This window comes from Paenibacillus sp. Marseille-Q7038, assembly GCF_965111595.1.
On the sequence record NZ_CBCOOM010000001.1, the window covers coordinates 679,573 to 695,006 of the forward strand.

The following is a 15,434-nucleotide window of genomic DNA, read 5'->3' on the forward strand; positions in this document are numbered from 1 at the left end:
ATGCTGATTAATGAAGGAGTATTTTTACCTAACAGAGGGCAAACAGAAAGATGGAATCCCGATCTTTATTTTGCACAGCATACTCATAACATACGGCCGCTAGGTGCCTTTACATCAGAAAAAGAGTGGGGACAGTGGAGAAAAGAGCTTACAGGGCGATTGATGCCGCTTTTGGGTAAGTTTCCCGAACACCCTGCAGCTCTAGCTCCCGTGTTGTTGGAACGAACAGAACGTTCTGACCATATCCGCGAACGGGTAGAGATAACTACCTATGAAGGGCTTCGTATGCCGATGTATATTCTCTCTCCAATTGATTCTAAGCACGAACCTCGGCCCGTAGTGCTCGCCTTACATGGACATGGATATGGAAGCCGTGAGATTGTCGGTCTGGAGGCGGATGGTGCGGAGCGAATCGAATCACCCGGATTACACAAAGATTTTGCGCTCGAGTGGGTTAAGCATGGATTTATTGTTATTGCTCCAGAGCTGCTTGGCTTTGGTGACCGCAGACTGACAGAAGACCTCATAGCGGATCCGAAAAAAAGTTCCTGTCAGCGTCTTGCCTTGGCACTGCTGATGGCTGGAGAGACACTTGCTGGTTACCGCGTCTATGAAACGATGCGCGCGCTTGATTACATAGATCTCAGAGAAGGGGCAGATACAAATCGTATAGGATGCATGGGGATTTCCGGGGGAGGTATGATCGCTTCTTTGGTATCAGCGCTTGATGAACGCATTGGCGCAGCCGTCATCAGTGGATATGCAAATACATTTGAAGACAGCATTTTATCAAGAAGTCATTGTCTCGATAATTACATTCCAGGTATCTTACGAGAGGCAAGGATGGCGGATCTAATCGGTCTAATTGCTCCTAGACCACTGCTGATCGAAGCAGGGAGCGAGGATCAGGTATTTCCTCTAGCAGGGGCTAAACGGGCCTACACGATTCTCGAACAAATTTATGAAGCAGCCGGGGTAAAGGAGAATCTGGCAGCCGACTTTTTTAGTGGTGGTCATGAAATCAGCGGTCACATTGCCTATGACTGGATGGCAGAACAGTTTGGGATGGAGAACGAGAACAGAGCTTGATGAATGGAACATTATTATCACAGTCAATAAATGTATAAAATGATTTGCTATTCACCGGTGGAATCTCGACGATTTCACCGGTTTTTTATCTGCTTCCTCTAATTAAAACACCCCTTAAGACTAGGTTAGGAGTATTTCTATGGATAATTTCTGAATAAATAAGCTAAAGAATGGACAACTCTCTTAAAACGGATATTCACAAATCATATTAATGAAAAAAGTTTTAGTAAATAGAATCTAATTTTTTGTAATAAGCCAGTCTTCTTGGTGTTCAGAAGATCGGCTATTTTTTATTGAAAGTTGCTTAGCCGTAATTTTTCAAAAAGGTTAATAGAAAGATCTTGAAAAACCTATATGTAAGAAGACAATTCATCTGAAATAAGATGAATCCGAACGATAAAAATCAAAAAAGGACAAATAAAGATAAATTTAAACGATTTGAACAAGCGAACAGAGAGAATTGGTAATTTTCTTACTTTATAATCAAATCGATTCCAAATGGAGGTGTATCTATTGAATACATTCAGAAATCCGATTCTACCGGGATTTTATCCGGATCCATCGGTCTGCAGAGTGGATGAAGATTATTATATGGTCACGTCTACATTCGAGTATTTTCCTGGGGTTCCTATTTTCCATAGTAAGGATCTCGTGAATTGGAGACAGCTTGGTCATGTACTGAGTAGACCTTCACAGCTGGATTTGGATGGATTGTTGCCATCTAGAGGAATATGGGCTCCTACGATTCGTTATCACGAGGGCACTTTCTATGTTATCACCACGATGGTAGGGAATGATAAAAGTCAGCACAACTTTTATGTAACCGCATCTGATCCCGAAGGTGAGTGGTCAGAACCCGTATGGCTTGAGGATGCACCGGGTATTGACCCATCTTTGTTTTTTGATGAGGATGGCAAGGTCTATTACACAGGGAATAGGGTTCCACCGGAAGGACAGATTCATCCGAAAAATATGGATATTTGGCTCCAGGAACTGGATCTCTCGTCTGGCAAGCTGGTTGGAGAAAAGCATAGCCTGTGGCAGGGAGCACTGAAAGTAGCTCATGCACAGGAAGGACCGCATTTGTACAAAGTCGGAAGTTATTACTACCTGCTCATCGCGGAAGGTGGAACAGGAAGAACGCATGCCGTAACCATTGCACGTAGTGAGTCTGTGACAGGTCCATATGAGGGTTGCAGGTCCAATCCCATTCTGACGCACCGGCATCTCGGAAGAGACGCGGAAATAGTTAATGTTGGACACGCAGAACTTATCGAAACGCAAAATGGAGAATGGTGGATGGTATGCCTAGCTTCACGGCCTTATGGAGGGAATTATCGCAACTTAGGAAGAGAAACGTTTCTTGTCCCTGTCCGCTGGGAAGGCGGATGGCCAGTAGTAGCACCGGGAATTGGCAAGATTGAGCTAGTCATGAAACGCCCGGATCTTCCTGAACATCAATGGCCTTCGCTTCCGGCATGTGACCATTTTGATACGTTAGAGCTTGAAAACCGTTGGAATTTCATCCGTACACCGCGGGAAGAATTTTGGAGTTTAACAGAACGTCCAGGGTATTTACGGCTTCGTTTGAAACCAGAGTCAATTACCAAACCGGAGAATCCATCCTTTGTTGGACGCAGGCAGCAACATATCAGCTTTGCCTCAAGTACATTGATGGAGTTTAATCCGTGCTCAGAACAGGAATCTGCAGGGCTCGCGCTACTGCAAAATATGGATTATCAGTTCCGTTTTGAATACGGAATTTCGGCGGGGAATAAAGAAATTCGCCTCGTTCGCAGAGGAGGCGGGGAAGAGACGATCTTAGCCGCTCACGCTCTCGATGCTTCCAAGCTGTATTTGAAAGTTGAAGCGTATCAGCAGAATTACAGCTTTTTCTACCGGGAACAAGAAGGTCCATGGGTTACGCTCTGCGAGAATGCACTTGGTACGATACTCAGCACAGATATGGCAGGTGGTTTTACGGGAGCTTATATAGGGATGTATGCAAGCAGTGAAGACAAGAACAGCGACAATGCAGCCGATTTTGACTGGTTTGAATATATCGCCCTGACGGAATAAGAAAGAAGGACTCACGATTGATTGAAATCCAGCGAAAAAAGGAGCGGAATAACTTATGGAAAAAATAGTACCTGAAGCATGGTCAAGTGTGGACCAAAATATTGAACTGCCTTCTATACCAGATCGGACATTTGTGATTACCGATTTTGGGGCTGCCGGTGATGGTGTGACGGACAATACGGAAGCATTTCGACTGACGATTGAGGCGTGTCATCAGGCCGGTGGTGGAAAAGTAGTTATTCCTCCAGGGGTATGGAGTACAGGACCCATCGTACTAAAGAGCAGAATAAATCTGCATGCTGAGGCAGGGTCACTGATTAGCTTTAGTCAGTGTAGAGATGACTATCCGCTTATTCCTTCTACTTTTGAGGGACTGCCCACTTATCGATGTCAATCACCACTGGACGGGGAAGGACTAGAAGATATCGCGATTACCGGACAAGGGATATTTGATGGCGGCGGAGAGGTTTGGCGTCCTGTGAAAAAAACGAAGCTGAATGCAAGGGAATGGGAAAAGCTTATCAGTAACGGGGGAGTTGTAGACAATGATGAGGAGGTTTGGTGGCCTTCCGTCAGTGCAATGAACGGCAGGACGCTGGTTGATCGGCTAGATCAGGAAGGTTGCACTGATAAGCAGTCGTATGAGGCTGCCAGAGATTATTTGCGTCCGGCGCTCCTAAGTCTGCGAAAATGTAATCGTATCCTGCTCGAAGCGGCTACATTTCAGAATTCGGCAGCCTGGTGTCTTCATCCTTGGGCTTCTAAGCATCTGACGATTCGCTCTATTATGGTTCGAAATCCTTGGTATGCTCAGAATGGAGATGGTCTAGATCTGGATTCCTGTTCTTTGGTTTTGGTCGAGAATTGTATGTTTGACGTAGGGGATGATGCGATTTGTCTCAAATCCGGTAAAGATAAGCCAGGCAGGGACTTGGGAATTCCTTGCGAGGATATCCGTGTTCGAGGCTGTGTTGTCTATCATGGCCATGGAGGCGTTGTAATTGGTAGTGAAATGTCCGGCGGTGTCCGCCGCGTTCATATCACAGACTGTACTTTTATTGGTACGGATATAGGAATTCGATTTAAAAGCGCACGCGGTAGAGGAGGCATTGTCGAGGATATCATTATCCAGAATATTCGGATGAGAGAGATCGCCGGAGATGCTATATCTATGAATATGTTTTACAACGGAAATGAAGGTTCCGGCATCTGGGCAGATGATAAATATCCTATATCAGAGGAAACGCCTATTTTCCGAAACATTCGAATGGAGGGCATTATTTGTCTCGGGGCCGAGTCGGCTGTTTATGCCGGTGGACTTTCTGAAATGCCGCTTTCAAATATCGAAATATCAAGCTCAATATTCCAATGCCGTAGAGGAATAAAGCTGGCCCACGCGCAGCATTTTCAAATCAGCGATGTACAATTGTTCACGGATCATGGGCCTTTAATTGAACTTCATCAATGCCGCTGTGTGACAGCGGCGGGAGTGAAGGGAGAGAGCTGTGAGGAAGGAGAACGCCAAATCGCTGTTTTTGGAGCCGAAACGGCGGATATTACGGTCCGGCGTTCCGCTGCTGAATCCATGCAGATCATAACGGGGCAAGGTGTTTTAAAAGAAGAAATCAAATGGCTCTCCTATTAACTTTCTACTTGCCGTGTTGTTTTCGGTAACGAAGGGGAGAGGTACCCGTCAGTTTCTTGAAAGTCTTATTAAAATGATTGATATGTTCAAATCCCGTTTGCTCTGCAATCGACTGTACTTTATCGCGTGTTTCAGCAAGTCTTTTCTGAGCTTCGCGGATGCGAACGACTTGTAAATATTCTTTGAAATGGAATCCTGTTAACTTGGAAAAGATTCGGCTCAGATAGGAAGGACTGATATAAAACTGCCTTGCTAACTGCTCAAGTGTGAGCGGCTGTGCATAATGTTCATTGATATAGTTCGCAATTTCAGATACCTTGGCATGCATGGGATTTCTATCTTCGATCATGACTTTGTGGTCACTATGAAGATGGCGATCGAGGTGGATCAGCAGCTCCGTAAGTAACGAACGAACATAAGCTACATAGTGAAGGGGCTGCTCACTGCATTCCTTTAGCATTTGACGCAGAAGGTGTTCAATGAATGGTTGTTCCTTCAAGGTGAATCTTAGAAGAAGGGATTCACGAAAGGGAAGCTCCACCCCCGTACGAGGATTACCTTCCGTAAAGAATTGATGAGAGAAACTGATAAGTACACGCTCGAATTCAGGGACATCCGAACTTGCTGTGGAATGAAAATCATCTGAATTGACGACCATCATATCACCCTTTCGGGCAGTATAGACGGAACCATTCATAAAATATACTCTTTCTCCCTCTAGTAAATAGTAGAGCTCATAATAAGGGTGGCTATGAGGTCGCTTCATCGCGGAGATTCCACTTTTTTTCATCAACTGAATCGAAAAGGCGTGCTCGCCGATCATATGTTTTGGTTCAATACGATCACTCATAAGTTTATCCCTCCTTAGGAGAATAAGAAGAAGAATGATAAATAACACGAACATTTATTGGTAAATCAGAACCATTATACACAATGATGTAAACGTTCACAATAGAGAAAAGAGGTTGATGAATTCATGGACAATAAGCAGATCATCGTTGTTTCCCAACAAGGAACAGGAGACTTTGTGACGGTACAGGAGGCTGTCGATTCGGTGGGGAATGAACCTGCGGTGATTCAAGTCGAGCCAGGAATCTATAGAGAAAAAATTGTGATCCATAAAGACTTACCAGCTATTACTTTTCTAGGAAAAGATCAGAAAAACACCATTCTTACTTACAATGATAATGCACATACCCTAGGGGAAGATGGAAGTCCGCTTGGTACTTTTAAAAGTGCGAGTCTGTTTATTTATGCTCCGGACTTTATGATGGAGAATATTACGATTGTTAACAGTTCTGGTCCAGGAACAGTTCAGGCGGTTGCCGCCTTTGTAGATGCAGATCGGGCTTTGTTCAGGAAGGTACGGTTTTTAGGGGATCAAGATACCCTGTACACGGGTCCGGGTAGGCAATATTATGACCAATGTTATATTGAGGGAGACGTCGATTTTATTTTTGGACCGGCAACAGCAGTATTCGAACAGTGTCATATCCACTGTAAACGCAAAGGCGGATACATTACGGCTGCATCCACACCGGAGAATGTGGAACACGGATACGTTTTTCTGGATTGCGTGGTTACAGGAGGCGATGGGGTAGAGAATGTGTATTTAGGAAGACCATGGAGACCTTATGCGAAGGTCACCTGGGTTCGAACAAAAATGGATGCTTCCGTTCATCCTTCAGGTTGGCATAATTGGGGGGACCTAGAGAAGGAAAAAACATCTAGATATGCAGAATATGGCTCGTACGGACCGGGTGCGAATGATATGGAGCGGGTGACCTGGGCACAGCTCATAAGCAAGGAAGAAGCAAGCAATCTCACACCTGATTTTGTCTTGGGAGGTGTGGATCAGTGGCAGCCAGCAAAGCGTTCCGCACGGGTGTAGGAGGAAAGGCTAATGGGTAATCATGCGATACTGCTGGTGACGCAGTGGATCAAGAACTACCCAATGTTGATTCACTGTACCCGGGTTTCTGATCGTTGGCACTACGAACAAGGCTGCTTGTTGAAAGCTATCCACGATGTTTACAGGTATACGGGGGAGCACTATCTTTTGGAATATATCCAGACGAATATGGATCGTTATGTAGAGAACGATGGGAATATCCGTACTTACCGGGAACAGGATTATAATTTGGATCAAATCAATAACGGGAAAATACTGCTTCAACTCTATCGGCATACGGGCGAAAAAAAATATAGGCTGGCTGTAAAAAAGCTGATCTCACAAATGAACAATCAGCCGCGTACAAAATCCGGTGGATTCTGGCACAAAAAAATCTATCCCCACCAAATGTGGCTTGATGGTCATTACATGGCGATGCCGTTTCTAGCCGAGTACGGAACCATGTTTGAAGAAAGGCGTTATATTAATGAAGCAGTGCAGCAATTGATGCTGATGGAGAACAAAGCACGTGATTCACAGACCGGTCTTTTGTACCATGGATGGGATGAGAGTCGAGGTCAGAGGTGGTCAAACCCTGTAACTGGGCAATCTCCGCAGGTTTGGGGGAGGGGTATGGGCTGGTTTGCTATGGCTCTTGTGGATACATTGCCTTTTCTTGAGGGACATGAAGGGCGAGAAGAAATAGTAGCTATGCTTAAGCGTTGTTCCAAGGCAGTTCTTAACGTACAAGACACGCAGACTGGGTTATGGTATCAAGTCATGGATCAGGGCACCCGGCAGGGGAATTACCTGGAGGCTTCAGCTTCTTCTATGTTCACTTATACTCTAAAGAAAGGAAATGCACTTGGAATACTGGGCCCTGAGATGCATGAGGCTGCTAAGCGTGCTTATCAGGGGATAATAACAAAGTTCTTGTACAAAGATCGTGAGGGTATGCTGTCTGTTAAGCAGAACTGTAAAGTGGCAGGGCTTGGAGGACAGCCTTACCGGGATGGATCGTATACCTATTATGTTTCAGAGCCTATTGTAGAAGATGATCTTAAATCGCTGGGGGCTTGCATCATGGCTCTTAGTGCAGTTGAATATCTGTAGGTCGTGCATAGAATGAAGAATCATGTTATTTGTAAAATAAAAGACAGGATCATGGAGTTTACCTTAGGTAAAATTCTCGTGATCCTGTCTTCTTTTGTAGTAAAGGTTATAGGAAACTTGTATTCCCTTAATGATGTAGTACCTGATCTTTTTTCTTGTGAAAGGCAATGGTAATAGAAATAAGCAATAGGATCACTCCCGTAAATAAAAAACCTCCGATAATACTGAGAGACAGCCATCCTAATACAGAAGATCCAGCAACTACCCCTAAAGAAAAGAAGGCATAAAAGTATCCGTAAGCTTTGCCTCGCAGTTCCGCCGTGGTAGCTCTAATGAGCATCGTATTGATGGATGGGAACAAGAGGGCAAAGCCAATTCCATATAAGCCGAGTACGATGTATAGGGCGAGTGTCGTTGTTGATTGGCTAATCAGCAGCTGACTAACGCCAAGCAGGCCCATTCCAATGGCCATCGTTATCGAAGGAGCAACACGATCGAAAATACGATTCGTAGGAAGTACAAACATGAGAACAGCAATGATCCCGAACGTACTCAACAGTGTGCCGCTTAATCTTGAATCATATCCAAGCGTCTGAACATGCAGGGGTAGTAAATAAGCGATTACGCCTTGAGAGAACATTAAGAAAAATGCCCCGCAATATGCTTTTATAACCCCTATATTAAAGAACGATCCAGCTGATGTGTGGACGTTAACCTCTTTCTCTGTCTTAGACACTTTATATTTACGAAGAAAGATAACAGATAATACGGTTAGGATAAACCCCAGTACGGCTATACAAGTGAAAACGAAAGGTACCGAGGTTTTGTTTGCCATGATTCCGCTGAAAGCAGGTCCGATAATCGCGGCTAGCCCTACAAAGGTACCGGTAAAAGCCACTTTTTTGCCTTGTTCATGATTGATCGTTGTATTTGCTGAGAAGGTGAACGCAGCAGGAACAATGAGTCCAGCTACAAAACCATGAAAAATACGTACAACGATCAAAAATGTAGGTGATTCGACAAAATAATATAGCAGCAACGTACTGCTTGTTAATAGCAAACCGGCTATAAGTAATTTGAAAGGACCGATCTTATCCGTCAGAATACCAGATAAAACATTGCCCACCGTATTGGTTAATGAATACAGTCCTACCACAAAGCCTACAATAAATGTGCTTGCCCCGACAGAAGCCGCAAAAGTACTCATAACGGGCAGTTGAGCAAATAAATCGATAAAAGAAAAGAAGACAATACTATAAACAACCAGGGCAGGATTAAAAGGTTTCATCTTATATTTGGTTTGAGCTTTTTTTAGCTTAAAATCAAATACAAAATTACCGAACGGGATAAAAGCGGCAATAAATGCTGCAATAGACCACCATATGCTCCAATCGACCCGAATAGCAGCATAAAGGATCGCAAGAGCATATAAGCAGAAGATTGCCCCGTGAATACTACCCATGATCGAGACTGCTGCATCGATGCCGCCGATATACTTCATTGGCATGGCGATACATAACAAAAACAAAAATGAAAAACCATCTAATAGGCCTGTAATACGCAAAAAATTAATTGGATGTGTACGCAATTCTTTTACTCCTAATGCAAATTTTGAACATATAATTTCATTCTAACATTCTAAGGGTCGATAAAAAATGGGATGAGAGAGTAAATTATAACGTTATTGTGAAAACTTCGATTATTACACCAAACTTCAAAGGTTGACATCAAAAATTTATTTCTCTATACTGTCAATAATCTTATATATGATATACGTTGAAAGAGCCCAGTAGCAGCTTAGTCCCTGTTCTAGAAAGCCGGGGTTGATGGAACCCGGTACACACTAAGATCGCGAATTACACTCTGGAGTATCTCGGGTAATGCCGAGCGGAAGTGGCGAACGATACCTCGCGCAAAAAGCGGCATAAATGGCACACATGATGTGTAGTGTTCATTTATGCAATCTGGGTGGTACCACGGTTGTTCGATCGTCCCTATGTCTACAATAGACATAGGGACGATTTTTTTTATATTTACCGTGCTGATTTATCTCTCGTTATAAGAAAACTTACGAACCTGAAGGAGTGTTATGACTGTGAATATTATTGATGAACTGGAATGGCGGGACGCCATTAATCAACAAACGGATGCGGAAGGTCTTAAAGAATTAACGAACCAAAAATCAATATCGCTCTACTGTGGTGTAGATCCAACGGGCGATAGTATGCATATTGGTCACTTGATTCCCTTTATGGTACTCAAACGATTCCAGCTAGCTGGACATCGTCCGGTTATCCTGATCGGTGGGGCTACGGGAACCATTGGTGATCCAAGTGGACGTCAATCAGAACGTTCGTTGCAAACACTTGAAGAAGTACAAGCAAATGTGGATGCACTCACTAACCAAATGAAAAAACTGTTCATTACGGAAGGTGATAACCAAATTCGCATGGTTAACAACTATGACTGGACCCATAAGATCAATGTTATCGAATTCTTGCGCGATTATGGTAAAAACTTCAGCCTTAATTCCATGCTAGCTAAGGATGTTGTAGCAAGCAGACTCGAAAGTGGTATTTCCTTTACCGAATTTTCTTATCAAATCCTGCAGTCTCTTGATTTCTTGCATCTGTATCAGAATGAAGATGTTCAACTGCAGATCGGTGGTTCTGACCAATGGGGTAACATTACAAGCGGTCTAGATTTGATTCGGAAAAAAGAAGGAGCAGAAGCAAAAGCATTCGGTCTGACGATTCCACTGATGCTGAAAGCCGATGGTACGAAATTCGGTAAATCAGCGGGCGGTTCGATCTGGCTCGATCCGAAGAAAACAACTCCATTTGAGTTCTACCAATTCTGGGCGAACACAGATGATCGTGATGTAGTGAAATACTTGAAGTACTTTACATTCCTCTCCAAAGAGGAAATTGATGAGCTGGCTGAAAAAGTACAGACAGAGCCGCATAAACGGGAAGCTCAAAAGAAACTTGCAGAAGAAATGACAAGATTTGTACATGGCGAGGAAATGCTTGAGCAAGCGCTTCGGATTACAGCTGCCTTATTTAGCGGTGATATTAAATCCCTTACGGCAGATGAGATTGAGCAAGGGTTTAAAGAAATGCCAACTTTCGAAGCAACGAATGAACCGAAAAATATCGTAGACTGGCTTGTTGATCTCGGTATCGAGCCATCTAAGCGTCAAGCGCGTGAAGATATTACCAAAGGTGCGATTTCAATGAATGGTGAGCGAGTTACTGATGTGAACTTTGAAGTGACAGCAAGTGAAGCCATTGGTGGTCGGTTTATCATTATCCGTAAAGGTAAGAAAAACTACAGCCTAGTGAAAATGTCTTAGTAGACAATTAGACCACAGTATCCTAGTATTAGGAACCTGCAACGTTTCTGATAAGTTCTGACTAAGGTTCACTACAATCTAAAACGGCGGGACACTTTTACGTGTGCCGCCGTTTTATTATCATCAAGCTCTATACATCGGCGGTTCTATCTATGATCTAGACAAGAAAATAACGATCATTTATGATTTTTATAGCAAAAATGATTTTCATATGTTATAATAGACACATTGATTGGTTTTTAAATGAAATCGATAGGGGTTCTTAGCTCAGTTGGTAGAGCAGTTGACTCTTAATCAATTGGTCGAGGGTTCGAGTCCCTCAGAACCCATCATACCCAAATACGGCGAGTATCCGCCGTCTCAGACTGAAGGAAAACTAGTTTAAACTACTAGTTTTTCTTCAGTCTTTTTTTGTTTTTATGTATTTAGGGTAAAGGAATAGAGAATGAAATTAATTACTTTACAATAAATAAGAATAGGTGGTGTTTTGTCATGAATACAGTTACAAACGGAAATCAGTTTATGGAACTTTCTTTCCTTGAAAAGCACATTGTAGATACCGTTGATTTTTATGCTGGGCATGCAGAAGACGAAATAAACGGAGGATATTTCAACACTTATTTGGATGATGGAACCGTATCTGATGCGGAGATCAGACCACTCGTAGGAACAGCTCGTTTGATTTACATTTATAGTTCAGCGGCCATTCTAACAGGTTCAGATAAATACCGTGACTTAGCGAAGCGTGGTTTAACCTACTTAGATAAAATACACCGAGATAAAGAATATGGCGGATATTATTGGAAAGTAAAAGGGCAAAGGGTAGAGGATAATAGAAAAATGGCATATGGACATGCTTTTGCTCTTTTAGCTGCTGCTTCTGCTTATAAGGCAGATATTGCCGAAGCAAAACCAATGATAGAGCATATATACGAGATACTTGATCAGCACTTCTGGCGTGAGGAAGACGGGCTTTATGTAGATGAAATAACGGCGGATTGGTCGGTTACGTCTCCTTATCGCGGGCAGAATGCAAACATGCATCTGTGTGAAGCGATGATGGCAGCTTTTGAAGCTACAGGGGACGGTAAATATGATGAGCGAGCCAGAAAAATTGCACATTCGGTCATGTTCAAGTTACTTCCTCAGTCGGGTACAGAAATGTTATGGGAGCACTACGATGAGAATTGGAAGATTGATTGGGATTATGAAAAAGGGAATACAAAAAATGAATTCCGTCCCTATGGATTTGTGGTTGGACACTCGATTGAGTGGAGTAAATTGTTGCAACTGCTAGATCGGCATCAGCCGGAAGAGTGGCTGTTTCCAAGGGCAGAAGCTCTTTTCCGACATGCGACAAATAAGGGTGTGGATCGAAAATATGGAGGTATCGTATTCGCGATCTCGCCGGATAACAAGTCCGTTATCGATAATGATAAGCTGTATTGGGTACAGACAGAGGCGCTCGGAGCCGCCGCCTTATTTGCAGCGAGAACAGACTCAGAGGAATATAGAGAGTTTTATATTTCTTTATTTGACTACTGCTTTACGCATTTTGTTGATCATAAACATGGCGGATGGTATGAGCAGCTTGATCGCCGGAACGCATTGTATAGTGCCTTGAAAAGTCCATCTCCTAAGGCGGATTACCATCCGATTACGAATGCCATGACTGCTATGCTTGCTTTTGGAGGGGCAGCTATGAAAACAAGACTAAAAATGTGATCTAACGTAAAAAATCCAAGCTACATTTGTTCTTCTAGTTTGTCTACGTATAATTTAGCAGACTTTAGATCCATATCTTTTACTTCTCTGAGCTTTTTGATGGCAGCAATTTTTTTGCCTTGTTGGATCATGAATAGGAGTTGTTCATCAAGTGCTGTTACATTTATTTTCTCAGCTGAAGTGTTAAAAGAGACAGCTTGACCTTGATTCGGATCAGAAACAGGTGAGTAGGGGGAAAAATCTGCTCGACCTGTTTGATTTCTGATAAGATCAAGTTCAAGCTGAATTTCTTTGATTTGACGTTTTACTTTCATGACGATAAGCAGCAGGATACATGATAATAAAATAGCACTAATAGCAATGAGCTCAGGTTCCATCTTTATCGTTCTTCCTTTCCTTTATACGATGACTATATAGTGACTTGTAGAAGGCGATTTCTTTTAAGAGAGTATAACATAGTCGTTAGATAGATTTCAGGGAAGAATAGTGGGCTCGACCACGATCAGCTGATTCGCCTCTGTATTCAGATTCACAACGGCTCCAATAGGAAGGGCAGCCTTGTAAATACCGTGAGCTGTCGTAACATTAGTCATTAAGGGTTTTCCTAGTGGTACAATAACGTCTTCAATGAGTTCCTGATATGATACACCGTAAGCTTCTAGGCAACCGGTACATTCGCCCATAATAATCCCCGCGCACTCTTCCAGTTTACCAGCTAACTGAAGATGATTTAAATAGCGATAGACGGTATTCGTAGGTTCATGCGTCTCTTCCAGTACGAGAATTTTGTTCCTGATATCAATCTCATAAGGGGTACCCAAGGTATCAACAAACGAAGTAAGGTTTCCCCCGACAAGCGGACCTGTCACATTTCCCGGGATGCGGCTTATCATCGGGATACTTGGAGGGTTAGAGATGCGGCGTGTAGGAGTGGGAATAGAAGTGGCTGTGAAAAACTGTTCAAAGTTATAAGCAGGAGTCTGGGGATTAAAGTCGATTAACATCAAGCTTTGAAGTGTGATCAGATCAGCGTATTGATAAAGGGCGTTAAGCAGAATTGTAATATCGCTGTATCCTGATATCAGTTTCGGATTGTTACGTATAATATCAAAATCAAGATATGGAAGGATTCCTGCTACCCCCGTACCTCCTCGAGTGGGAAGAATTAATCGTACTTCTTCATTTTGAAACATCGCCATTAGATCTGCCGCTCGGTCTTCATCCGTACCTGCTAGAAAACCATCTTGATCATAAACATGCTCACCTACGATCGTGTTCAGCCCTGTGGATCTTAGAACCTCAATTCGTGCATCAATCGTTGCACGGTTCAACGGACTCCCAAGTGTGACAATTCCGACAGTATCTCCTCTACGCAGACTCGGCGGTGCGATAGCCATAAAATCTTCACCCCAATCACAGATAATTACAAACCTAAATACTTATTGATTATGTAGATACATAGTGAAACATACCGAAATTTTAGCGACAAAAACAAATCTTACTACTGGTATAATAAGGAATAGAAACTTGCACCTAAGAAAGAGGGATGGTATGGCCACACTTACCCAACTTAAATATGTTATTGAGGTAGCCAATCGAGGATCGATGAACGAAGCAGCCAAACGACTTTTTATATCGCAGCCGAGTTTATCTAAGGCAATTCGTGATCTGGAAGAAGATATCGGCATTACTATTTTTGAACGTACCAATAAAGGAATCTCGCTTTCGATGGAAGGCGTAGAATTTATGGGATATGCAAGGCAGGTTGCTGAACAAGCAGAACTTCTTGAGAGTCGGTATATGAACGCTAAACCATCGCCGCAACATTTTGCCGTATCCACACAGCACTACGCTTTTGCTGTAAATGCTTTTGTTAAGCTGGTTCAGCAGTATGGGCAGGAGGAATATGAACTTGCATTACGAGAAACCAAGACACATGAAATCATCGAAGATGTGAAAACGCTGCGCAGTGAAATTGGAATTCTCTACTTAAATGAATTTAACAGTAAGGTCATGAGTAAATTGCTTGAGGCAGCGAATCTGCATTTTCATAGTTTATTTACAGCGAAGCCCCACATTTTTATTAGTGCGCAGAATCCGCTTGCAAGGCAATCGAAGGTTACCATTGATGATTTAGAAGATTATCCTTACCTTTCATTTGAGCAGGGTGAATATAATTCATTTCACTTCTCAGAGGAAATTTTGAGCACGTTATCACATAAAAAAAGCATTCGAGTAAATGACAGAGCCACACTATTTAACCTTTTAATTGGTCTGAACGGCTATACGATTTCAACTGGGGTTTTGAGTGCGGATTTAAATGGTCATGACATTATCCCTGTACCGCTAGATTATCATGAGACTATTAATGTGGGGTGGATCTCTCATAAAAATGCGATGCTCTCAAAGCTAGCAATTGCTTATGTAGAAGCCTTACAAGAAGCAACGCAAAGATTTGATATAGTCTAAAGTTATAACCAGCTATAGTTTATTGGAGTTACACTATAACTGACCGGTCATGGTATCTTTCTATTACA

12 protein-coding genes, 1 tRNA gene and 1 other annotated feature are annotated in these 15,434 nt (G+C 42.8%); of the genes, 9 read left to right on the forward strand and 4 right to left on the reverse strand.

Annotated elements, in window-relative coordinates; genetic code table 11:
- The 3 genes from ACWPWY_RS03345 to ACWPWY_RS03355 all read left to right on the forward strand — a co-directional run bounded on the left by ACWPWY_RS03345 (position 1) and on the right by ACWPWY_RS03355 (position 4,813).
- Positions 1-1,089 (forward strand): alpha/beta hydrolase family protein, encoded by a 1,089-nt coding sequence (locus tag ACWPWY_RS03345; RefSeq protein ID WP_454190382.1) that lies wholly within the window; start codon positions 1-3, stop codon positions 1,087-1,089.
- Between the two features lie 513 nt (positions 1,090-1,602).
- Entirely contained in the window at positions 1,603-3,168 is a 1,566-nt protein-coding gene (locus tag ACWPWY_RS03350; protein WP_454190383.1) for a glycoside hydrolase family 43 protein, read from the forward strand.
- Positions 3,169-3,223: 55 nt separating this feature from the next.
- Positions 3,224-4,813 carry a glycoside hydrolase family 28 protein gene (locus tag ACWPWY_RS03355; protein ID WP_454190384.1) on the forward strand — a complete coding sequence of 530 codons (1,590 nt, stop codon included), beginning with the start codon at positions 3,224-3,226 and terminating at the stop codon, positions 4,811-4,813.
- Positions 4,814-4,817: 4 nt separating this feature from the next.
- Here the strand turns inward: ACWPWY_RS03355 and ACWPWY_RS03360 are convergent, their stop codons facing one another.
- Positions 4,818-5,663, reverse strand: a complete 846-nt coding sequence (locus ACWPWY_RS03360; protein WP_454190385.1) for an AraC family transcriptional regulator — start codon at positions 5,661-5,663, stop codon at positions 4,818-4,820.
- A 126-nt stretch (positions 5,664-5,789) separates the two neighbouring features.
- Between ACWPWY_RS03360 and ACWPWY_RS03365 the strand changes: the two genes are divergently transcribed.
- Together ACWPWY_RS03365 and ACWPWY_RS03370 are read left to right on the forward strand one after the other, a co-directional pair.
- Positions 5,790-6,704, forward strand: coding sequence for a pectinesterase family protein (locus ACWPWY_RS03365; RefSeq protein ID WP_454190386.1), 915 nt, complete (start codon positions 5,790-5,792; stop codon positions 6,702-6,704).
- Positions 6,705-6,716: 12 nt separating this feature from the next.
- Positions 6,717-7,817, forward strand: a complete 1,101-nt coding sequence (locus ACWPWY_RS03370; protein ID WP_454190387.1) for a glycoside hydrolase family 88/105 protein — start codon at positions 6,717-6,719, stop codon at positions 7,815-7,817.
- 127 nt (positions 7,818-7,944) lie between these two features.
- On the opposite strand, the gene ACWPWY_RS03375 is transcribed toward ACWPWY_RS03370, so the two are convergent.
- A complete protein-coding gene (locus ACWPWY_RS03375) occupies positions 7,945-9,405 on the reverse strand; it encodes an MFS transporter (protein WP_454190388.1) in 1,461 nt (486 codons plus the stop codon).
- A 179-nt stretch (positions 9,406-9,584) separates the two neighbouring features.
- Positions 9,585-9,816, forward strand: a binding site (T-box leader).
- Positions 9,817-9,912: 96 nt separating this feature from the next.
- Between ACWPWY_RS03375 and tyrS the strand changes: the two genes are divergently transcribed.
- From tyrS to ACWPWY_RS03390, 3 genes are all read left to right on the forward strand, one after another.
- The gene (gene tyrS / locus ACWPWY_RS03380) at positions 9,913-11,172 is read left to right on the forward strand and encodes a tyrosine--tRNA ligase (RefSeq protein WP_191798022.1); all 1,260 of its coding nucleotides are present in this window, start codon (positions 9,913-9,915) and stop codon (positions 11,170-11,172) included.
- A 256-nt stretch (positions 11,173-11,428) separates the two neighbouring features.
- Positions 11,429-11,501: transfer RNA gene (locus ACWPWY_RS03385), tRNA-Lys, on the forward strand.
- A 163-nt stretch (positions 11,502-11,664) separates the two neighbouring features.
- The gene (locus ACWPWY_RS03390; protein WP_454190389.1) at positions 11,665-12,897 is read left to right on the forward strand and encodes an AGE family epimerase/isomerase; all 1,233 of its coding nucleotides are present in this window, start codon (positions 11,665-11,667) and stop codon (positions 12,895-12,897) included.
- A gap of 20 nt (positions 12,898-12,917) precedes the next feature.
- On the opposite strand, the gene ACWPWY_RS03395 is transcribed toward ACWPWY_RS03390, so the two are convergent.
- Together ACWPWY_RS03395 and ACWPWY_RS03400 are read right to left on the reverse strand one after the other, a co-directional pair.
- Positions 12,918-13,274, reverse strand: a complete 357-nt coding sequence (locus tag ACWPWY_RS03395; protein WP_454190390.1) for a hypothetical protein — start codon at positions 13,272-13,274, stop codon at positions 12,918-12,920.
- A gap of 96 nt (positions 13,275-13,370) precedes the next feature.
- A complete protein-coding gene (locus ACWPWY_RS03400; protein WP_454190391.1) occupies positions 13,371-14,294 on the reverse strand; it encodes a S66 peptidase family protein in 924 nt (307 codons plus the stop codon).
- A 154-nt stretch (positions 14,295-14,448) separates the two neighbouring features.
- Between ACWPWY_RS03400 and ACWPWY_RS03405 the strand changes: the two genes are divergently transcribed.
- Positions 14,449-15,366: a LysR family transcriptional regulator gene (locus tag ACWPWY_RS03405; RefSeq protein WP_454190392.1), complete on the forward strand. Its 918-nt coding sequence runs from the start codon at positions 14,449-14,451 to the stop codon at positions 15,364-15,366.
- Positions 15,367-15,434 lie beyond the last annotated feature (68 nt).